Consider the following 20,231-nt stretch of genomic DNA (forward strand, 5'->3'; position numbering starts at 1 on the left):
TATGACATTTTTTTGAAGCAATCCGTCACATTTAACTCATGTACATCCCGCCGTTCACCGGGATTGTAGCCCCAGTAACGTAAGCCGCACCGTCGGATGCAAGAAAAGCGACCACAGACGCGATCTCTTGAGCTTGCCCCAGACGGCCCAGCGGAATCTGCGTCTGCAAGGCTTCACGCTGTGCCTCGGGCAGCTCGCGGGTCATATCGGTGTCGATGAACCCAGGGGCCACCGAGTTTACCGTAATCGAACGCGAACCGACTTCACGCGCCAGTGCGCGGCTGAAACCTTCCAGACCGGCCTTGGCGGCAGCGTAGTTTACTTGGCCTGCGTTGCCCATGGCACCCACAACCGAGCCAATACTGATAATTCGTCCCCAACGGGCTTTGGTCATACCGCGCAAAACACCCTTGGACAGGCGGAACAGACTGTTCAGATTGGTATCGACAACGTCATGCCATTCGTCGTCTTTCATGCGCATCATCAGGTTATCGCGGGTGATACCGGCATTGTTGACCAGGATCGCCGGGGCACCGAACTGTGCGGTGATGCTCGCCAGTACTGCAGCAACGGATTCGTCGCTGGTGACATTGAGCTCAAGACCGGTGCCTTGAATAGCGTTTTCCTTCAGGGTCGCGGCGATGCGCTCGGCGCCGGAAGCGGTGGTCGCGGTGCCAATCACGATGGCACCCTGACGACCCAGCTCCAGGGCGATGGCCTGGCCGATACCGCGGCTTGCGCCGGTGACCAGTGCAACTTTACCTTGCAGACTCATGCAAGCATCTCCTGATTCAGGCCAGCGCTGCACGGGCGGCAGCGAAAGCGTCTGGGGTATTGAGGTTGGATGTCGACACGCCTTCGGCGCAGCGTTTGTTCAGGCCGGCCAGCACTTTGCCGGGGCCGCATTCGACCAGTTGGGTCGCGCCCTTGGCGGCCAGCGCCTGGACCGATTCAACCCAACGCACAGGCTTGTAGAGCTGTTCAAGCAGATCACGCTTGAGGGTGTCCAGATCGGCCGGCACATTGGCGCTGACGTTCTGCACAACAGGAATTTGCGGCACTTGCCAGTCGATTGCAGCGATGGACTCGGCAAAACGCTCGGCTGCCGGGCGCATCAGTTCGCAGTGCGACGGCACGCTGACCGGCAACGGCATGGCGCGCTTGGCACCACGGGCCTTGCAGCCTTCGATGGCGCGCTCGACCGCTGCCTTGGCACCGGCGATCACCACTTGGCCCGGGGAGTTGAAGTTGACCGCGCTGACCACTTCACCTTGCGCCGCTTCGGCACAGGCTGCCAGCACATCAGCATCGTCCAGACCGAGAATGGCGGCCATGCCGCCCTGACCGGCCGGAACGGCTTCCTGCATCAACTGACCACGGCGCTCCACCAGCTTGACCGCGTCACCCAGGGTCAGGCTGCCCGCAGCAACCAGCGCGCTGTACTCACCCAGGCTGTGACCGGCAACGTAAGCCGGACGCGCGCCGCCTTCGGCCAACCACAGACGCCACAAGGCGATCGAGGCGGTCAGAATGGCCGGCTGGGTTTTATCGGTTTGATTGAGCTGCTCTTCCGGCCCCTGCTGGGTCAGCGCCCACAGGTCGTAACCCAGAGCATCGGAAGCTTCTTTGAATGTTTCGAGGACAACCGGATGTTGCGCGCCCAACTCGGCCAGCATGCCGAGGGACTGCGAACCCTGTCCAGGAAAGACGAATGCGAGGGAAGCAGACATGTAACAAGCCCCTAATGATCTTGTCGTCGGAGAATTGATGTCCCAAGTGGGGGACGCAAGAAACTGACAGTTGGATGGCCAAACGAACCAAGCGGTCACATTTAAGCATTGTCCGACGAAATCACCTAAAGCAACAAATCCTCCAGACGACCGTGTATCCGCTCCGGCAGGTTTTCCTGAATCTCGATCAGCGCGCGGGAAATCGCACTTTGAAACCCCTGAACCCCGGCCGAACCATGACTTTTCACCACAATTCCTTGCAAACCGAGGAAGCTGGCACCGTTATGGCGCGCAGGTGCGAGCTCGGCCTGAAGACGCCTCATCAGCGGCAACGCCAGGGCACCGACCATTTTCGACGCGAGGTTTTTCCTGAACAAGGCTTCGATGCGCCCGGCAATCATGGTCGCCAGGCCCTCGCTGGACTTGAGCAGGATGTTGCCGACAAAGCCGTCACACACCACCACATCCGCCTCGCCACGGTACAACCCGTCACCTTCGACAAAGCCTATGTAATTGATACCGCGAGCGGCCTGCAACAAGGTGGCCGCCAGCTTGACCTGCTGATTGCCCTTGATGTCTTCGGTGCCGATATTCAGCAGCGCTACGCGCGGGCGAACAATACCGAGCGTCTCCGCCGCCACCGAGCCCATGATCGCGAACTGCAACAAATGCTCGGCACTGCAATCGACATTGGCGCCCAGATCGAGTAACTGGCAATAACCCTTTTGCGTCGGAATCGCCGCCACCATTGCCGGACGATCGATACCTGGCAGAGTCTTGAGCACAAACCGCGACAACGCCATCAGCGCCCCGGTATTCCCGGCACTGACACAGGCCTGGGCCTTGCCATCGCGCAACAACTCGAGCGCCACGCGCATCGACGAGTCGGGCTTGCCGCGCAAGGCCTGCGCAGGCTTTTCGTCCATGGTGATGACTTCAGACGCGGGGGCAATCGACAAGCGCGAGCGATCCACAGCCGATTGGCCGCAGAGCAATTCTTCAATAAGGGAAGGTTGACCGACGAGGGTCAGGTGCAGCGAGGGTGTAGCAGACAGGCAAGCGAGGCTGGCCTGAACAATGCTGCGGGGACCGAAGTCCCCGCCCATTGCGTCAATCGCGATGACTTGAGCGGACAAGTGATTACTCGTCAGCGCCCTTGTCGATCACTTTACGGCCACGGTATACGCCTTCTGGCGATACGTGGTGACGCAGGTGAACTTCACCGGTGGTTTTTTCTACAGACAGGGTGCTAGCCTCGAGAGCGTCGTGCGAACGGCGCATGTCACGGGCGGAGCGGGATTTTTTGTTCTGCTGAACAGCCATAATTGATTAACTCCTAAACGTTTGGGTCACGCTTTAACTGCGCCAATACACTGAACGGGTTGGACCGCGTTACCTCGTCCTCGCTCGGTTCGGGCTCATCGAGACCCGCCGGCTGCTGGCATTCTTCCGGATGATGAGCAGGCACAATGGGCAAGGCGAGCAGAAGCTCCTCCTCGATCAGTGACTGCAGATCCAAAGGATCTTCGCCCAGTTCCAGCACGTCATAACCTTTCGGCAACGACTGGGTATTCGCACCCTCCTTCACCACAGCATAACTGCATTCGCTATGGATCGGCAGGGTGACCAGCTCAAGACAACGCTGGCAAACCATTTTGACTTCGGTGTCGATAAAGCTGTGGATGACCACAGATTTACGTTCATCTCGTTCAAAAACGAATTTAGCCTGCACCGTACCGACAGTATCGGAAAGCGGGTCGCAGAGTCTCTCCAAATCGGCCAGCAGCAGTTCACCTTGAAGGGTGGTGCCACGGTCAGCCAATTTGCGCGGGTCAACGTGAGGTGGAATCGGGTCATTCAACATAGGCGCAGCATTATAGGGATGCCCCCAGCCATGTCAAAGGAAATTCAGCCCTGTCCGTCACTTGCAGGCCTCCGCTAGAATTCACGCCTGACTTTTGGAGTTGCGCATGCTGCCTTTATTACTCGCTTCAAGCTCGGTGTATCGCCGGGAATTGCTGGCCCGCTTGCAGCTGCCGTTCACCTGCAGCTCGCCGGATATCGACGAGAGTCATAGAGCGGGTGAGCCGGCCGTCGAACTGGTCAAACGCCTCGCCAAAGAAAAAGCCCAGGCACTGGCGGGCAGCCATACCGCCCATCTGATCATCGGCTCCGACCAGGTCGCGGTACTCGGCGACCGGATTATCGGCAAACCCCACACTTTCGAAAAGGCCCGCGAACAACTGCTGGCGGCCAGCGGTGCCAGCGTAACCTTCCTGACCGGCCTGGCACTGCTCAACAGCCAGACCGGCGACTTCCAGGTTGATTGCGTGCCGTTCACCGTCCACATGCGCACACTCGATCAGGCACGCATCGAACGCTACCTGCGCGCCGAACAGCCCTACGACTGCGCTGGCAGCTTCAAGGCCGAAGGTTTGGGGGTGAGCCTGTTTCAAAGCACCGAAGGCCCTGACGCCACCAGCCTGATCGGCCTGCCGCTAATTCGCCTGATCGACATGCTGCTGGCCGAAGGCGTGCAAATCCCCTGAGCACAAAAAACCGGCCACGAAGGCCGGTTTTTATGCAGCCACAGGATCAGCGCATCGATGGACCGTGAAAACCCATCCACATCGCCAACTGTTCCGCCACACTGGCACCGAGCTTTTTAGAGAAGCGATCGAACGGCGATTCCTGAACGGTGAAGTCCACCAGCTCTTTCTCACCAATCACGTCCCGGGCCACCGAGCTGGCGTTACCCAGGCCATCAATCAGACCGAGCGGCAGCGCTTGCTCACCGTTCCAGACCAGACCAGAGAACAGCTCAGGATGCTCCTTGTCCTTGAGGCGGTCGCCACGTCCCTTTTTCACGCTGTTGATGAACTGCTGGTGCGTGGTATCCAGCACGCCCTGCCAGAATTGAGTTTCCTCAGGTTTCTGCGGCTGGAACGGATCGAGGAACGATTTGTGCTCACCTGAATTGTAGGTGCGACGCTCGACACCCAGCTTCTCCATGGTGCCGACAAAGCCGTAGCCCGCCGCCGTCACACCAATGGAACCTACCAGGCTCGCCTTGTCGGCATAGATCTGATCCGCCGCACTGGCAATGTAGTAAGCGCCGGAAGCGCCCAGATCCGAGATCACCGCATACACCTTGGTATCCGGGTGCAGGCCGCGCAGGCGGACGATTTCGTCATACACGTAACCCGACTGCACCGGACTGCCGCCCGGGCTGTTGATGCGCAGAATGACGCCTTTGACTTTCTCATCCTCGAAGGCCGCACGCAGACTGCCGACGATGTTGTCGGCACTGGCCGGCTCTTTGTCGGCGATCATGCCCGTCACGTCGATCAATGCCGTGTAGTTGGCGCTGCTGGTCGCACTCTTTTCAATGTCCATCAGCGGCGTGAACAGGATCAGCGCGACAAACAGGTACACGAACGTCAACAACTTGAAGAAAATCCCCCAGCGACGCGACCGGCGCTGCTCCGTCACACTGGCCAGCAAGGTCTTTTCCAGCAGCTTCCAGCTTTTTTCGTCACCGCTCTCTGCGCTCGCCTTGGCGGGCGCTTTCCATTCGTCGGTCATGACATCTACCCCAGCAAAAATCTATTAAGCCCGCTGACTCAGCCAGGCATGCAATTCTGAAAAACGATCAATGGCCAGTGCCGGCTCGAACAACTTCAGCGCCTCGATCGATTGCGCGCCGTAGCTGACTGCCACCGAATCCATGCCGGCGTTGCGCGCCATCTGCAAGTCGAACGAAGAATCGCCGACCATCAGCGCCTGCTCGGGACGGACCTCGCAATGGGCGAGAATCTGCTCAAGCATCAGCGGATGCGGCTTGCTCGCAGTTTCGTCAGCGGCGCGGGTGATATCGAAATAATCTTCCCAACCGTGCGATTTCAGTACCCGATCCAGCCCGCGACGCGCCTTGCCAGTCGCCACAGCCAAATGATACCCCTCGGCACGGAACGCCTCCATCGACTCGACTACACCCTCGAACAGCGGCGAAGGCACGGCTTCGGAGGCGATGTAGTGATCGGCATAGTGCTGACGAAACGCTACAAGTTCGGTTTCGCCAATCTCGGGATACAGGGTGCGAATCGCCTCAGGCAAACCCAGGCCGATAATGCCCTTGACCGCCAAGTCATCACACAACGGAAATCCGGAGCGCTCGGACGCGACGTGCATTGCCTCGACAATCCGACCAATGGAGTCGGCCAACGTGCCGTCCCAATCGAAAATCAGCAGCTTGTAATCAGAGTGGCGCACTCAATCGCTCCACGGTCTTGGCCCACATTTCATCCACTGGCGCCTGCAATTTCAGCTCGCTGCCATCGGGCAGCGGCACGGTCAGCATGTAAGCGTGGAGAAACAGGCGCTTGCCACCGAGGTCACGAATTTCCTTGCTGAAACCCTCATCGCCATATTTGGTGTCGCCAGCGATGCAATGCCCGGCGTGCAAGGTATGGACGCGGATCTGGTGTGTACGGCCAGTGATCGGCTTGGCTTCGATCAGGGTGGCAAAGTCGCCGAAACGACGCAGCACCTTGAACACGGTCACGGACTCCTTGCCCTCCTCCTCGTCGACTTCGACCATGCGTTCGCCGGAGCGCAGATTGCTCTTGCCCAGCGACGCACGGACTTGCTTGATTGAGGCCGCCCAGTTACCGCGGACCAGCGCCATATAACGCTTGTCGACGCCATCGCCGCGCAATGCCGTGTGCAAGTGACGCAGCATGCTGCGCTTCTTGGCGATCATCAGCAGGCCCGACGTATCACGGTCGAGACGGTGAACCAGTTCGAGCTCCTTGCAATCGGGACGCAACTGGCGAAAGGCTTCGATCACCCCGTAAGTCAGGCCGCTGCCGCCATGAACCGCGATACCGCAAGGCTTGTTGATCACGATCAGCGCCTTGTCTTCGAAGACAATCGAGGCTTCGAGGCGCTGCAGCAGGCCTTGGGCCAACGGCACCGGCTCATCACGCTCAGGCACACGAACCGGCGGCACGCGCACGATATCGCCCGCCTGCAGCTTGTATTCGGGCTTGATCCGACCTTTGTTCACTCGCACTTCGCCTTTACGCAAAATGCGGTAAATCAGGGTCTTGGGCACGCCTTTGAGCCGAGCGAGAAGGAAGTTATCAATACGTTGGCCGGCATATTCCGGCGAGACCTCCAGCAGTTGTACGGCTGGGGTCGAAGGGGCTGTAGTCGTCATGGCGCGGATGATAACAATTTTTTATGGAATTGAAGCACTTAATCATTGCTGCTATAGTCGCGAACGCCGCCAAAAGCGGCTGGACAGCGGACCAACGGTCAAAAACCGGCCCTGACCAACGCAATTCACCAGGACGCGAGGCCGTCCTACGGGGCTTTCGCTACGTATCGGTGGAGTTTGCAGCTGTAACGAGCGCAGGTGACATGAGGCCTGAATCATGCCGCAAAGCAGAGTTTTAACTCGCCTTGCGAGCAAATATTCACGGCCAGTTCACAAAGTGCAGTCAGCCACGAACGACCCTGGGCGAACGCTTCGGAAACAACGCCTAAATTAGCCATGATGCGTGACCTCCCCCTTCGGAGCTCACGGTAAATGCCAACCCGCTGCGGATTCTGCGCGCGGCAGCACCCGAATTATCAGGGATACGTGTAGGGTGGAGATGCACAACCGCTGGACTGTGTAGCAATAGGCTTTATCAAGACGCTTCATCTCGTCCACAGCCGCTGGTTGATTCCTCCTCCTGACTGAGTGCTTAAGTAGCCACAGCAAGCAGGACGCGTACGTCGCAACACCGGCCCAATTGGTCGGGGTTTGCTAGACACTGGAGTGGCCAACCACTCCTGACGCACCTGACACCGACCGTGAGAAGTCGTGTGTGCCGAACGCCGTTTCCGGCAGCCCGGAAACCGACGGTACTACATGAAAAGAATGCTGATTAACGCAACTCAACCCGAAGAGTTGCGTGTTGCACTGGTAGATGGCCAACGCCTCTACGACCTGGACATCGAATCCGGTGCACGCGAGCAGAAGAAGGCCAACATCTATAAAGGCCGGATTACTCGCATCGAACCAAGCCTTGAGGCTGCCTTTGTCGATTTCGGCTCCGAGCGCCACGGCTTCCTGCCCCTCAAAGAAATCTCCCGCGAATACTTCAAGAAAGCCCCCGAAGGCCGCGTCAATATCAAAGACGTCCTGAGCGAAGGCCAGGAAGTCATCGTTCAGGTCGAAAAAGAAGAACGTGGCAACAAGGGCGCCGCCCTGACCACCTTCATCAGCCTGGCCGGTCGTTACCTCGTACTGATGCCGAACAACCCGCGTGCCGGCGGTATTTCCCGTCGCATCGAAGGTGAAGAGCGCAACGAACTGCGTGAAGCCCTCAACGGTCTGGTTGCCCCGGCCGACATGGGTCTGATCGTGCGCACTGCGGGCCTTGGCCGCAGCAGCGAAGAAATGCAGTGGGACCTCGATTACCTGCTGCAACTCTGGACCGCCATCAAAGAAGCTTCGCTGGATCGTTCCGCGCCGTTCCTGATCTACCAGGAAAGCAACGTGATCATCCGCGCCATCCGCGATTACCTGCGCCAGGACATCGGCGAAGTGCTGATCGACAGCGTTGAAGCCCAGGACGAAGCCCTGACCTTCATCCGCCAGGTGATGCCGCAGTACGCCAGCAAGATCAAGCTGTACGAAGACAGCGTTCCGCTGTTCAACCGTTTCCAGATCGAAAGCCAGATCGAGACCGCTTTCCAGCGCGTCGTTGAACTGCCTTCCGGCGGCTCCATCGTTATCGATCCGACCGAAGCCCTGGTGTCCATCGACATCAACTCGGCGCGCGCCACCAAAGGCAGCGACATCGAAGAAACCGCTCTGCAGACCAACCTTGAAGCCGCCGAAGAAATCGCCCGTCAGTTGCGCTTGCGCGACATCGGCGGCCTGATCGTCATCGACTTCATCGACATGACCCCTGCCAAGAACCAGCGCGCCGTGGAAGAGAAAGTCCGCGAATGCCTGGAAGCCGACCGCGCTCGCGTGCAAGTCGGTCGCATCTCGCGCTTCGGCCTGCTGGAAATGTCCCGTCAGCGCCTGCGCCCATCCCTGGGCGAAAGCAGCGGCATCGTTTGCCCGCGTTGCAACGGCACCGGCATCATCCGTGATGTTGAATCGCTGTCGCTGGCCATCCTGCGCCTGATCGAAGAAGAAGCCCTGAAAGACCGCACCGCCGAAGTTCGCGCCCAAGTGCCGATCCCGGTGGCGGCGTTCCTGCTCAACGAAAAACGCAACTCGATCACCAAGATCGAACTGCGCACCCGTGCCCGCATCGTCATTCTGCCGAACGATCACCTCGAAACGCCGCACTTCGAAGTTCAGCGTCTGCGCGATGACAGCCCGGAAGCCAGCATCAATCAGTCCAGCTACGAAATCGCCGCTGCCGCTGCCGAAGTCGAAGAAGTCCAGCCAGCTGCCGCGACCCGCACCCTGGTTCGCCAGGAAGCCGCGGTCAAGACCGCTCCGGCCCGCGCCAACGCTCCGGTTCCGACCGAAGTCGTCGCTGCCGCCCCCGTGGCTGCACCGGTTGCCGCGCCAGAACCGAGCCTGTTCAAAGGCCTGGTGAAGTCGCTGGTCAGCCTGTTCGCGACCAAGGAAGAGCCAGCGGCTCCGGTTGTGGTTGAAAAACCAGCGACCACCGAGCGCCCGGCCCGTAACGAAGAGCGTCGCAATGGTCGTCAGCAGAGCCGCAACCGTAATGGTCGCCGCGATGAAGAACGCAAGCCTCGTGAGGAACGTGCACCGCGTGAAGAGCGCGCACCACGTGAGCCACGTGAAGCCCGCGAAGAAACCCCGGCCGTTGCCCGCGAAGAACGTGCTCCACGTGAAGAACGCGCACCACGCGCACCTCGTGAAGAACGTGCACCGCGTGCTCCACGCGAAGACCGCAAGCCCCGTGGCGAGCGTGAAGAGCGTCCGGTTCGTGAGCTGCGCGAGCCCCTGGATGCCGCCCCGGCCGCTGCTGCCGCCATTGCCGCTACTGCTGAAGAGCGTCCAGCTCGCCAGCCACGTGAAGAACGCGCTCCACGCCCTCCGCGTGAAGAACGTCAGCCACGTGCGGAACAAGCCGCTGCCGCCGTCGCTGAAGAAGAGCTGACCGCCAACGAAGAGCAACTGCAGGAAGACGGTCAGGAAGGCGCCGAAGGCGATCGTCCACGCCGCCGCTCCCGTGGACAGCGTCGTCGCAGCAACCGCCGCGAGCGTCAGCGTGATGCCAACGGCAACGTGATCGAAGGTTCGGAAGAATCCGAAGGTAACGAAGCTGGCGAAAGCAACGAAGCGCCAAGCACTTCCGATCTGGCCGCCGGCCTGGCTGTGACCGCAGCCGTTGCCAGCACCGTGATCAGCGCACCGGCTGAAGCACAAGCTCACGAGCAAGCCGAACGCGCCACTGCTGCCGTTCAGGAAACTGCTCCGGTTGAAGCGCCAGTGGTCGAAGCAACGACTCCGGTCGAAGCGACTGCCGCTGCGGAAATCGAAGTGGCTCCGGTTCGTGAAGCCCAACCTGTTGTTGAAGCTGCCGCCGAGCCTGCGACCGTCGCTGAACCTGTCGCCGAGCCAGTGGTTGCTGCCGAACCTGCTGCCGAAACCGTCACTGAAACCGTGACCGAAGCTGTCCGCGAAGTTCGTGAAGAACAAACCGCGTTCAACTGGGTTGCCGAGCCGGTCGCTGTTGAAGCACCTGCACCGGTTACTGAAGCCATGGTTTCCGAACCAGTGGTGGCGGCTGCCGAACCAGCTCCAGTCGTTGAGGCGCTGGCTCCAGTGGTTGCCGAAGTAGCGGAACCGGCCGTTGAAGCCGCCCCTGTCAGCGCCCTGACGCCAAGCGGCCGTGCGCCGAACGACCCACGTGAAGTGCGTCGTCGCAAACGTGAAGAAGAGCGTCTGCAGAAGGAAGCCGAACAAGCTGCCGCTGCTGCTCCGGTTGAAGCTGAAGTGGTCGAAGCGGCGCCTGCCGAATCGGTCATCGAAGAAGCACCGCGTTCCGTTCAGGAAGCGGTAGAGCAACACGAACAAGCCCAGGAAAAAGAGCACGAGCCTAAACCCCTCGTCTAATATCCCAGGCCATTAAAAAGCCCCGTCTGGTCATCCCAGGCGGGGCTTTTTTTATGTCCCAATCACCGCAATCCCCCTGTGGGAGCGAGCCTGCTCGCGATAGCGGTTTAACATTCAACATTGATGCAAGCTGATCCACCGCTATCGCGAGCAGGCTCGCTCCCACAGAGGATCTCTCACAGGGGGAACTATGCTGGTTTGAAGGACAGTGCCTCTGGCACATCCACATCCCACATCACCCCGGGATCATCCACCGCCACCTCAACCACCCGCCCCTGCGCAAACAATGGCTTGGCGCCATGGTCACCGGACAATCCCGCCAACCCCGCCCCAAAGCTGCGACCGAACCCGACCGGATGCCCGTATTTGCCCTCATGCACCGGCACACTGACGCAATCTGCAGCAATCTGCGCCACCACCCGCTCAATACTCGACGGCAGGAGAAAAGGCATATCCCCCAGCACAATCAGCCAGCCACCAAGGTTCGGACACGCCGCCACTCCAGCCGCAATGCTGTCGCCCATCCCACTCGACTTGATCAACACAATCTCGAAACCGTAGGCCTTAGCCATGCGAATCACCTGCGGGCGATCCTCAGTCGTCACCAGCACCCGTTTATCCAGCGAAGCCGGCACGCTCACCAACACCTGCTCGACCACCGAACGCACAGTGCCGTCGCGCCCCGTGCAGTCCGCCAACAGCTTGTCCTTGTCAGCCCCCGCCACCTGACGAAAGCGACTGCCCTGCCCCGCTGCCAGCACAATGACGCCGATGGGTTCACTCATATAGCCTCCTGCAACGGCTTTTTTTGCTTCAGTTCGACGCCATTCTTGATCGCGACAATTTCGGCCATCAGTGACAAGGCGATTTCCGCCGGACTGTGGCTGCCTATGTGCAACCCGATCGGACCATGCAGGCGCTCGATCGCCCGTGATGACAAGCCTAGCTCGGCAAGGTTTTTCCGGCGCTTCAGGCTGTTGACCCGCGAGCCCAGCGCGCCGACATAAAAGGCCTTGGAGTCGAGGGCCGTGAGCAGCGCCATATCATCCAGGCGAGGATCGTGAGTCAAGGCGACGATGGCCGTACGCTCGTCAGTCTGGATGGTCAGCACCGCCTCATCAGGCATGCCCGAGACAAAGCGACCGTGCTGCTCTTCCCACCCGTAAACGAACTCGGAGCGTGGGTCGCAAATCAGTACTTCGAAGTCCAGCAGCCGCGCCATCTCAGCGACGTAACGGGACAATTGCCCGGCGCCGATCAGTAACAGACGCCAACGCGGACCATAAATCGCGCGCAGCGTGTTGCCGTCGAAACTCAGCACATTGACCTTGTCCGCTGACTGCAACAGCACTTCACCCGTCGCAATATCAAGTGAACGAGCGACAATTTCATGGGCCTCGCAGCGCGTCAGCAACTCGGCGACCCAATGCGGATCGCCAACCTGCTCCTCGGTCAGGCGCAGCGTACCGCCACAGGGCAAACCAAACCGCGCGGCCTCCTCGCGAGTGACGCCGTAGGTGATCAACTGCACCGGTGGCCCGTCAGTCGGGATACGCCCGTCGTGCAGCCGGGCAATCAGATCATCCTCGACACAACCGCCCGACACCGAGCCAATCACCACGCCATCTTCACGCAAGGCCAACATGGCGCCAGGTGCCCGAGGCGCGGTGCCCCAGGTCTGGACCACGCTGTACAGCACCACCCGCTGACCAGCGCGGCGCCATTCGAGCACGCTGCGCAGGACATTCAGATCGACGCTGTCCATCAGGCTTGTGCCTTCTGCCAACCTTGCAGTTGAAAGCGAACGGGCAGGCTGCGGATACGTTTGCCCGTGGCGGCGAAAATCGCGTTGCACAGCGCCGGCGCAATCGGCGGCACGCCCGGTTCACCGACACCGCCCAGGGGCACAACGCCCGGCGGGGTGACCAGATGAACGGCGATTTCCTTGGGCGCCAGGGACATACGCGCCACTTCGTACATGTGGAAGTTGTCTTGCTGAACCTTGCCGTCCTTGAAACTGATCTCCCCTAGCACCGCATTGCCCAGCCCCATGACGCAGGCCCCCTCGAACTGCGAGCGAATGCGTTCGGGGTTGATTTGCGGCCCGCAATCCACGGCGATGTCAGCCTTGTGCACGATCAGTGTGCCATCATCCTTGACTTCGACCTCGATCACCGCCGCCACATAGGTGACAAAACTGTATTGCACCGCCAGCCCCAAGCCTCGGCCTTTGGGCAGCTCGCGCCCCCAACCGACGGCTTTGGCAGCGGTTTCCAATACCGTGCGCAGCCTTGCAGTATCGATCGGATAACGCTCGGGGGATTCGCCGTAGTTCCACTCGTCACTCAGCGTGCGCGGATCGATCTGGCGATCAGGGCCAAGCAATCTGATCTGGTACTTGAGCGAATCCTGCCCGGCCTTGTGCGCCAGTTCATCGACAAAGCTTTGAATCGCAAAGCCGTGCGGGATGTTCGACACCGAGCGATACCAGCCGACGCGGGTATGAGCCGTCGCCTCCGGGTTTTCCAGGCGCACGTTGGGAATCGCGTAGGCCATGTTGGTGAACCCCATGCCCAGCTCAAACGCTGCCTCATGGTTCATGCCCGGTGCAAACAGCGCAGTGATGCTTGGCGCCACGGTGCGGTGCAGCCAGGCGGACGGCAGGCCGTCCTTGTTCAGCCCGGCTTTGAGATACTCCGCCGACACGGTGTGGAAATAGGAACAGTGGATGTCGTCTTCACGGGTCCATTGCACCCGCACCGCCTTGCCGGGGAATTCCTTGGCGAGGATCGCCGCTTCAATGATGAAGTCAGGCTTGGATTTTCGACCGAAACCACCACCGAGCAATGTGACGTTGAACGTGACGTTATCGAACGGGATGCCGAGGCGCTCGCCAATCCTTGTGCGGGTCACTTGCGGCGCCTGGCTCGGCCCCCAGGCTTCGCAGACTCCGTCTTTGAAGCGGGCAATGGCAACCATCGGCTCCATGGGTGCCTGCGCCAGGTGCGGCAGGTAATAGGACGCTTCGAGGACAGTGTCGGCGCTGTCCATGGCCTCCTCAAGGTTGCCGGTATTGCGCACCACTTTGCCGGGCTTGAGGGACGCGGCTTCCAGCTCCTTGCGATAGGCAATCGAGTCGTAGCTGGCGTTCGGGCCGTCATCCCACTCGATCTTCAGTGCGTCGCGGCCCTTGATTGCCGCCCAAGTGTTTTTGGCCACCACGGCCACGCCACCCAAGGGTTGAAATTCAGACGGCACCGGGCTGGCGCCGATCTGCAACACCTTAATCACGCCAGGGACTTTCATCGCGGCGCTGGCATCGAAGGTTTTGACCTTGCCGCCATACACCGCCGGACGCGCAATGGTGGCGTAGAGCATGCCATCGAAATGCACGTCGGCCCCGTAGACGGCGCGGCCATTAACGATGTCTGCCCCGTCGATGGCCTTGGTGCCTTCCTTGCCGATGTAGAGAAACTGCGATGGATCCTTGAGCCGTACGCTGTCGCGAGCGGGTACCGCCAGCGCACCGGCCGCCACGGCCAGTTCGCCGTAGCCCAACTCACGACCGGTCGGTGTATGGATGACTTTGTGCAATTGCGCATGGCACTCGCCAAGCGGCACTTTCCATTGGTTGGCGGCGGCCTGTTCCAGCATGGTTCGAGCGGCGGCACCGCATCGGCGCATGGGCTCGTACCAGTGACGCATGCTGCGCGAGCCGTCAGTGTCCTGGTTGCCGAAACGCACTTCGTCGCCTGGTGCCTGTTGCACTTTCACCATTGCCCAATCGGCATTCAGTTCATCGGCCACCACCATCGTCAGGCTGGTGCGTACGCCCTGGCCCATTTCCGAACGGTTGCAGATCACGGTCACCGTGCCATCGGTGGCGATGCTGACATATACCTTGGGATCATCAATCGCGCCGTGGGGCATGCCGTCGGCGCCGAACTTCTTCGATGCTTCTTCCGCGAAAGCGTCCTGCCAACCCCAACTGGCAGCCAGCACCAACGCACTGGTAGCACCGACACCTTTGAGGAAACCGCGTCGGCTGAGGTTGCTCAGGGCAAAATCATTCGGTAACTGGCTCATGCCTTGGCCTCCTTCAAGTGGGTGGAGGCCTGGCGGATGGCGGTCTTGATGCGGTTGTAAGTCCCGCAGCGGCAAATGTTGCCGACCATCGCCTCTTCGATTTGCGCGTCGGTGGGGTTCGGATGGGTTTTGAGCAGCGCTGTCGCCGACATGATCTGCCCGCCCTGGCAGAAGCCGCATTGTGCGACGGCGGTATCGAGCCAGGCTTGCTGGACCACTTGGCCGATCGGGTCAGTGTGCAAATTTTCAATGGTGGTGACGTTCTGCCCGACCACCGAGCCAATCGGCGTGATGCAACTGCGGGCGGGCGATCCTTCGATGTGAATGGTGCAAGCGCCGCACAGGCCCATGCCGCAGCCGAATTTGGTGCCGTTGTAACCGGCCACGTCGCGGATGGCCCAGAGCAGCGGCATGTCCTCGGTGACGTCGAGTGAATGGTCTTGACCGTTGAGCTTCAGGGTAATCATGGGCACGCCCGCATAGTGCTTGGGTTATGGGGTCGAGCAATCTGCCGTGGGATCTTGGTTCGTGACACGCAGATCGACTCAGGCTAATGAGGCTCTCTTATGCGACGGGAATGTCTGCACCGGGCCTTTGTGGAGCAAATGTTTGCATCGTTAGGTGGCTAAGTTAACCCAGTATTAACAAAAAAGCCCTGCACAGCAGAACGTGTGCAGGGCTTTTGAGATCAGTCTTGAAAGCGTAGCTTCAATACTGATTGGGCTCCATTTCCAGGTCGACATGAAAACGATCCGAAATGTCTTTCTGGATACGCTGCGCCAAATGGAGTAATTGCAGGCCCGTCGCGCTGCCGTAGTTGACCAGCACCAGAGCCTGCAACTTGTGCACGCCGGCGTCGGCCTCGCGGAAACCTTTCCACCCTGCCCGTTCGATCAACCAGCCCGCCGCCAGCTTCATTTGCCCGTCGGGCTGTGCATAAGCCACCAGATCCGGGTATTCGCCCTTGAGCTGTGCGACCAGCGCTGCGGGCACCAACGGGTTTTTGAAGAAGCTACCGGCATTGCCCAGCACGGCCGGGTCCGGGAGCTTTTCATTACGGATGCTGCAAATCGCCTGGCTGACATCCGTGGCCGTCGGCTGCTCGATGCCTTGTTCGGTCAGGCGCTGACGCACCGGGCCGTATTCCAGATGCAGGTGCGCAGCGCGGTCGAGGGCGAAACGAACACGCAGGATCAACCAGCGTCCCGGCTCCTGTTTGAACAGGCTGTCGCGGTAAGCGAAGTTGCATTCTTGCAGGGTGAAATCCCGCAGCTCACCGCTCCGGCGATCCAGCGCGGTCAGGCCGGCGAAGACGTCCTTGATCTCGACCCCATACGCGCCGATGTTCTGCATCGGTGCCGCACCGACAGTGCCGGGGATCAGGCTAAGGTTTTCCAGGCCCGACAAGCCCTGCGCCAGGGTGTGCTGCACGAACGGATGCCAAGGCTCGCCGGCCTCGGCTTCGATCACGACTTTGCTGCCGTCATCACTGAGGATGCGAATCCCGCGTGTGGCCATGTGCAGCACCAGTGACTGGATGTCAGCCGTCAGCAGCAGATTGCTGCCTCCGCCGATCACCAATAACGGAACATCATGGTGTGCGGCGTAGGCCAGGGCTTCACGCACGTCGGCATCGCTGTGGGCCTCGGCGAACAGGCGAGCCTGAACGTCGACCCCGAAGCTGTTGAACGGCTTGAGTGACACCTGCGATTGAACCTGCAAACTCATAACCGTCCCTTCAATTCGATCACCAGCAAATCACTGGCACGCTCGATCAGGTCCAGCACCTGTTCGAAGCCCTGATCGCCGTCGTAGTACGGGTCCGGCACTTCATCGAGTTCCGACTGGAAGCGACGCAGGAACAAATCCAGCTCGGCTTTGCCCTTGGCGGGTTGCAAGGCCTTGAGGTGGCGCAGGTTGCTGTTGTCCATCGCCAGGATCAAGTCGTAAGTGGCGAAATCGGCGCGGGTGACTTGCTGGGCGCGCTGGGCGGACAGGTCATAGCCGCGCAGTTTGGCCGCGGCCTGGCTGCGTTTGTCCGGCGCCTTGCCGACGTGCCAGTCACCGGTACCGGCGGAGGCGACTTCAATGTGATCCGCCAGCCCCGCTTCACGCAGTTTGTGCCGCAGCACGCCTTCGGCCGTTGGCGAACGGCAGATGTTGCCCAGGCACACGAACAGAACGCGCATCAGGCCTCCAGCAGGCGACGAACGCGCTCAAGGTCTTCAACGGTGTCGACACCGGTGGGCGGCGCGATCAACGCATCAGCCACGTGAATCCGCACGCCGTGCCACAAGGCACGCAGTTGCTCCAGGGATTCGGTGTTTTCCAGCCAGCACGGGCCCCAGCTGACAAAGTCATGGAGGAAACCGGCGCGGTAGGCATAAATCCCGATATGGCGACGATACGGCACGCCTTCCGGTAATTGCTCGCGGCTTTGGGCGAACGCATCCCGCGCCCATGGCAATGTCGCACGACTGAAGGTCAACGCCAGGCCATTGAGGTCGCTGACGACCTTGACCACGTTAGGGTTGAACAGGGTTTCCACGTCTTCGATGGGCTCGGCCAGGGTGGCCATGCGCGCTTCGGTGTGGGCAGCGAGGTTGGCCGCGACCTGGTCAATCACGCTCGGCGGGATCAGCGGTTCATCACCCTGGACGTTGACCACAATGGCGTCGGGCGCCAAGCCGAGTTTCGTTGCCACTTCGGCCAGGCGGTCGGTGCCGGAGTTGTGGTCTTCGCGGGTCAGCACGACTTCAGCGCCAAACCCGTTGCAGGCCTCGACAATGCGCGCATCGTCAGTGGCAACCACCACGCGCTGCGCGCTGCTTTTGCTGGCCTGTTCCCAGACGTGCTGGATCATCGGCTTGCCGGCGATCAACAGCAGCGGTTTGCCCGGCAAACGGGTGGAGGCGTAACGCGATGGAATGACAACGGTAAAGGCTGTGGTCATTTATCCAGACGCTCGTCGGTGGTCAAGGTGCGCGCTTCGGTTTCGAGCATCACCGGGATGCCGTCGCGGATCGGGTACGCGAGGCCTGCGCCCTTGCTGATCAGCTCGGTCTTGTCGGCGCTGAGCTTGAGTGGGCCTTTGCAGACCGGGCAAGCGAGGATGTCGAGCAATTTGGTGTCCATGAGCATTCCCTGGGTAAAAACGGAGTTAAGGCAAAAGACGATCCGGCAACAGGCGCATCAGCTGCGTATCGAACCAGGCCACGAAGGCCGGAGTTGGCACAGCATCGACCGCCAGGTACCACCAATCGGCGGCGGCGAAGGCACGGCACTTCACCGCGTCCTTTTCCGTCATCACCAACGGCAATGACGGTGTGAAATTCAAAGCCTGCGCGCTGTATTCGGCGTGGTCGGCAAACGCATGCGGGACTGGCCGCCAGTGTAGCGTTTCGAGGGTTGTGAAGAAACGCTGCGGATTGCCGATCCCGGCCACGGCGTGCAGCGCCTGGCCGGCGCAAAAGTGGTCGAGGGGACGTCGTTCACCACTTTGCACGTTGATCAGGGCGGTAGGCCGCAGCTGGAAGGCAAACCCGCCGTCGCGATCATCCGTGGCACCGTTGTAGAGCACCGCGTCGACGCTTTGCAGGCGCTCGACCGGTTCACGCAACGGTCCGGCGGGCAGACAACGCTGGTTGCCCAGGCCTCGGGCTGCATCAATCAGTACCAGTTCCAGATCGCGCGCCATGCGGTAATGTTGCATGCCGTCATCAGAAAGAATCAGGTCCAGCGGTTCGCTCGCCAGCAGTGCCTTGACCGCGCTGCTGCGGTCCGGGTCGATCATTAACGGCACGCCGGTGCGCTGGACGATCAACAGCGGCTCATCGCCCGCCAAGTCAGCGCTTTGATCCGCTGCAACGCGCCATGGCAATTGCGGCGGCTTGGCGCCGTAACCACGACTGACCACGCCCACCCGCAAGCCGCTACGCTGGCAATGCTCGATCATCCACAGAATCAGCGGCGTCTTGCCGGTTCCACCCACCGTGATATTGCCGACGACGATCAGCGGTACGGGTGGCTGATAGATCTCGCCCTCACCGGCCAGGAATCGCTTGCGCTTGTTCATGACCACGCGCCGATACAACCACTCCAGTGGCTGCAACAACTTCAGGGCCGGATGACCTTCGTACCACGCGGCGAGCAAGCGATCAGACATGGCCATCAGGGCGCGGGAGGAGCCGCTTCGACAGTGGTCATGCGCAAGTGGCTGAAACCGAGCTTGCCGGCCGCGTCCATGGCGGTGATGACGGACTGATGTTGAGTCTTGCCGTCAGCGCTGATGGACAGCGGCAGGCTGGTGTCGCCGTTGGATTCTTTTTGCAGCGCTTCCATCACTGTCGCCAGGTCACTCTTGGGCAATACCCGGTTGTTCAGCGAGAACACGCCTTCGGCGTTGATACCGATGTCCAGTTGCTTGACCTGTTGATCTTCAGCCGGAGCACCGCTGACCGCTTCCGGCAACTCGACACGCAGCTGGGTTTCACGGGTAAACGTGGTCGTGACAACGAAAAACAGCAGCAGAATAAACACCACGTCAATCAGCGACGCGAGGTTGATGTCCACCGTTTCCCGCGGCTTGCGGCGGAATTTCACGCTTTGCCCTCAGTCAGGTCCACATCACGGTCACCTTGCACCACCTCGACCAGTTTGATCGCTTCCTGTTCCATGCCCACCACCAGTTCATCGATGCGACGTTGCAGGAAACGGTGGAAGAACACGGCCGGGATGCCGACCATCAGGCCCGCAGCCGTGGTGATCAAGGCCTTGGAGATACCACCGGCCAGCACCGCTGCGTTAGTGCCCATGCCCGTACCCATGAACGCGCTGAAAATATCGATCATGCCCAGCACCGTGCCCAGCAGCCCCAGCAATGGGGCCATGGCCGCGATGGTGCCCAAGGCATTGATGTAGCGTTCGAGTTCGTGAATCACCCGCGCAGCGGCCTCTTCGATGCACTCTTTCATGATCTCGCGACCATGCTTGGAGTTGGCCAGGCCCGCCGCAAGGATCTCGCCCAACGGTGAGTTGGCGCGCAGTTCCTTGAGTTTTTGTTTATTGAGTTGCTTGTCCTTGATCCACACCCAGACCTGTCCGAGCAGATGCTCCGGGGTCACGCGGCTGCTTCTCAGGGTCCAGAGACGCTCGGCGACAATCGCCATGGCCGCGATGGAACTCAGAATGATCGGCAGCATCATCCAACCGCCGGATTTGACCAATTCCCACACAGTGTCGTCCCCTCGAAAAAGTGCGCCACTCTAACATAGGGGGTGAGCGCACCGAAGACCGTGATGTCGCTTCCGGTC

The 20,231-nt window shown here is 60.4% G+C and carries 21 protein-coding genes; 2 read left to right on the forward strand and 19 right to left on the reverse strand.

Annotated features, from left to right (window positions below):
* Nucleotides 1–31: 31 nt before the first annotated feature.
* The 5 genes from fabG to PMI22_RS15540 form a co-directional block, all read right to left on the reverse strand.
* A complete protein-coding gene (gene fabG, locus PMI22_RS15560; RefSeq protein WP_007945731.1) occupies nucleotides 32–775 on the reverse strand; it encodes a 3-oxoacyl-ACP reductase FabG in 744 nt (247 codons plus the stop codon).
* Nucleotides 776–791: 16 nt separating this feature from the next.
* The gene (gene fabD, locus PMI22_RS15555) at nucleotides 792–1,730 is read right to left on the reverse strand and encodes an ACP S-malonyltransferase (RefSeq protein ID WP_007945732.1); all 939 of its coding nucleotides are present in this window, start codon (nucleotides 1,728–1,730) and stop codon (nucleotides 792–794) included.
* A gap of 125 nt (nucleotides 1,731–1,855) precedes the next feature.
* Complete coding sequence (plsX, locus tag PMI22_RS15550; protein ID WP_081502783.1) at nucleotides 1,856–2,866, reverse strand: phosphate acyltransferase PlsX; 1,011 nt, start codon at nucleotides 2,864–2,866, stop codon at nucleotides 1,856–1,858.
* A 4-nt stretch (nucleotides 2,867–2,870) separates the two neighbouring features.
* The gene (gene rpmF / locus PMI22_RS15545) at nucleotides 2,871–3,053 is read right to left on the reverse strand and encodes a 50S ribosomal protein L32 (protein ID WP_003179396.1); all 183 of its coding nucleotides are present in this window, start codon (nucleotides 3,051–3,053) and stop codon (nucleotides 2,871–2,873) included.
* A 13-nt stretch (nucleotides 3,054–3,066) separates the two neighbouring features.
* A complete protein-coding gene (locus PMI22_RS15540) occupies nucleotides 3,067–3,594 on the reverse strand; it encodes a YceD family protein (RefSeq protein ID WP_004371317.1) in 528 nt (175 codons plus the stop codon).
* Nucleotides 3,595–3,700: 106 nt separating this feature from the next.
* Between PMI22_RS15540 and PMI22_RS15535 the strand changes: the two genes are divergently transcribed.
* Entirely contained in the window at nucleotides 3,701–4,279 is a 579-nt protein-coding gene (locus PMI22_RS15535) for a Maf family protein (RefSeq protein WP_007945735.1), read from the forward strand.
* A 46-nt stretch (nucleotides 4,280–4,325) separates the two neighbouring features.
* Here PMI22_RS15535 and sppA read toward each other — a convergent pair whose 3' ends face one another.
* From sppA to rluC, 3 genes are read right to left on the reverse strand one after another with little or no spacing between them, the layout of a single operon-like run.
* Nucleotides 4,326–5,315, reverse strand: coding sequence for a signal peptide peptidase SppA (gene sppA / locus PMI22_RS15530; protein ID WP_007945736.1), 990 nt, complete (start codon nucleotides 5,313–5,315; stop codon nucleotides 4,326–4,328).
* 24 nt (nucleotides 5,316–5,339) lie between these two features.
* Nucleotides 5,340–6,002, reverse strand: a complete 663-nt coding sequence (locus PMI22_RS15525; RefSeq protein WP_007945737.1) for an HAD-IA family hydrolase — start codon at nucleotides 6,000–6,002, stop codon at nucleotides 5,340–5,342.
* Nucleotides 5,989–6,951 carry a 23S rRNA pseudouridine(955/2504/2580) synthase RluC gene (gene rluC / locus PMI22_RS15520; RefSeq protein WP_007945738.1) on the reverse strand — a complete coding sequence of 321 codons (963 nt, stop codon included), beginning with the start codon at nucleotides 6,949–6,951 and terminating at the stop codon, nucleotides 5,989–5,991. The genes PMI22_RS15525 and rluC overlap by 14 nt, the downstream gene beginning before the upstream one ends.
* A 699-nt stretch (nucleotides 6,952–7,650) precedes the next feature.
* On the opposite strand from rluC, the gene rne reads away from it, so the two are divergent.
* Nucleotides 7,651–10,833, forward strand: a complete 3,183-nt coding sequence (rne, locus tag PMI22_RS15515) for a ribonuclease E (RefSeq protein ID WP_007945740.1) — start codon at nucleotides 7,651–7,653, stop codon at nucleotides 10,831–10,833.
* Between the two features lie 188 nt (nucleotides 10,834–11,021).
* Here rne and PMI22_RS15510 read toward each other — a convergent pair whose 3' ends face one another.
* The 11 genes from PMI22_RS15510 to PMI22_RS15460 all read right to left on the reverse strand — a co-directional run bounded on the left by PMI22_RS15510 (nucleotide 11,022) and on the right by PMI22_RS15460 (nucleotide 20,153).
* Nucleotides 11,022–11,618 (reverse strand): nucleotidyltransferase family protein, encoded by a 597-nt coding sequence (locus tag PMI22_RS15510; protein WP_007945742.1) that lies wholly within the window; start codon nucleotides 11,616–11,618, stop codon nucleotides 11,022–11,024.
* Nucleotides 11,615–12,598, reverse strand: coding sequence for an XdhC family protein (locus PMI22_RS15505; protein WP_007945743.1), 984 nt, complete (start codon nucleotides 12,596–12,598; stop codon nucleotides 11,615–11,617). Before PMI22_RS15505 ends, PMI22_RS15510 begins: the two co-directional genes overlap by 4 nt.
* Nucleotides 12,598–14,919, reverse strand: coding sequence for a xanthine dehydrogenase family protein molybdopterin-binding subunit (locus tag PMI22_RS15500; protein ID WP_007945744.1), 2,322 nt, complete (start codon nucleotides 14,917–14,919; stop codon nucleotides 12,598–12,600). Before PMI22_RS15500 ends, PMI22_RS15505 begins: the two co-directional genes overlap by 1 nt.
* Nucleotides 14,916–15,386 carry a (2Fe-2S)-binding protein gene (locus tag PMI22_RS15495; RefSeq protein WP_007945745.1) on the reverse strand — a complete coding sequence of 157 codons (471 nt, stop codon included), beginning with the start codon at nucleotides 15,384–15,386 and terminating at the stop codon, nucleotides 14,916–14,918. Before PMI22_RS15495 ends, PMI22_RS15500 begins: the two co-directional genes overlap by 4 nt.
* Before the next feature lie 241 nt (nucleotides 15,387–15,627).
* Entirely contained in the window at nucleotides 15,628–16,647 is a 1,020-nt protein-coding gene (gene murB, locus PMI22_RS15490; RefSeq protein WP_007945747.1) for a UDP-N-acetylmuramate dehydrogenase, read from the reverse strand.
* Nucleotides 16,644–17,108, reverse strand: coding sequence for a low molecular weight protein-tyrosine-phosphatase (locus PMI22_RS15485; protein ID WP_007945748.1), 465 nt, complete (start codon nucleotides 17,106–17,108; stop codon nucleotides 16,644–16,646). Before PMI22_RS15485 ends, murB begins: the two co-directional genes overlap by 4 nt.
* The gene (gene kdsB / locus PMI22_RS15480; RefSeq protein WP_007945750.1) at nucleotides 17,108–17,872 is read right to left on the reverse strand and encodes a 3-deoxy-manno-octulosonate cytidylyltransferase; all 765 of its coding nucleotides are present in this window, start codon (nucleotides 17,870–17,872) and stop codon (nucleotides 17,108–17,110) included. The genes PMI22_RS15485 and kdsB overlap by 1 nt, the downstream gene beginning before the upstream one ends.
* Nucleotides 17,869–18,054, reverse strand: coding sequence for a Trm112 family protein (locus tag PMI22_RS15475; RefSeq protein WP_007945752.1), 186 nt, complete (start codon nucleotides 18,052–18,054; stop codon nucleotides 17,869–17,871). The genes kdsB and PMI22_RS15475 overlap by 4 nt, the downstream gene beginning before the upstream one ends.
* A 25-nt stretch (nucleotides 18,055–18,079) precedes the next feature.
* The gene (gene lpxK, locus PMI22_RS15470; protein ID WP_007945754.1) at nucleotides 18,080–19,090 is read right to left on the reverse strand and encodes a tetraacyldisaccharide 4'-kinase; all 1,011 of its coding nucleotides are present in this window, start codon (nucleotides 19,088–19,090) and stop codon (nucleotides 18,080–18,082) included.
* Nucleotides 19,090–19,521 carry an ExbD/TolR family protein gene (locus PMI22_RS15465; RefSeq protein WP_007945755.1) on the reverse strand — a complete coding sequence of 144 codons (432 nt, stop codon included), beginning with the start codon at nucleotides 19,519–19,521 and terminating at the stop codon, nucleotides 19,090–19,092. Before PMI22_RS15465 ends, lpxK begins: the two co-directional genes overlap by 1 nt.
* Entirely contained in the window at nucleotides 19,518–20,153 is a 636-nt protein-coding gene (locus PMI22_RS15460; RefSeq protein WP_007945756.1) for a MotA/TolQ/ExbB proton channel family protein, read from the reverse strand. Before PMI22_RS15460 ends, PMI22_RS15465 begins: the two co-directional genes overlap by 4 nt.
* Nucleotides 20,154–20,231: the final 78 nt, after the last annotated feature.

Source organism: Pseudomonas sp. GM21 (genome assembly GCF_000282215.1).
In the GTDB taxonomy this organism is placed as follows: domain Bacteria; phylum Pseudomonadota; class Gammaproteobacteria; order Pseudomonadales; family Pseudomonadaceae; genus Aquipseudomonas.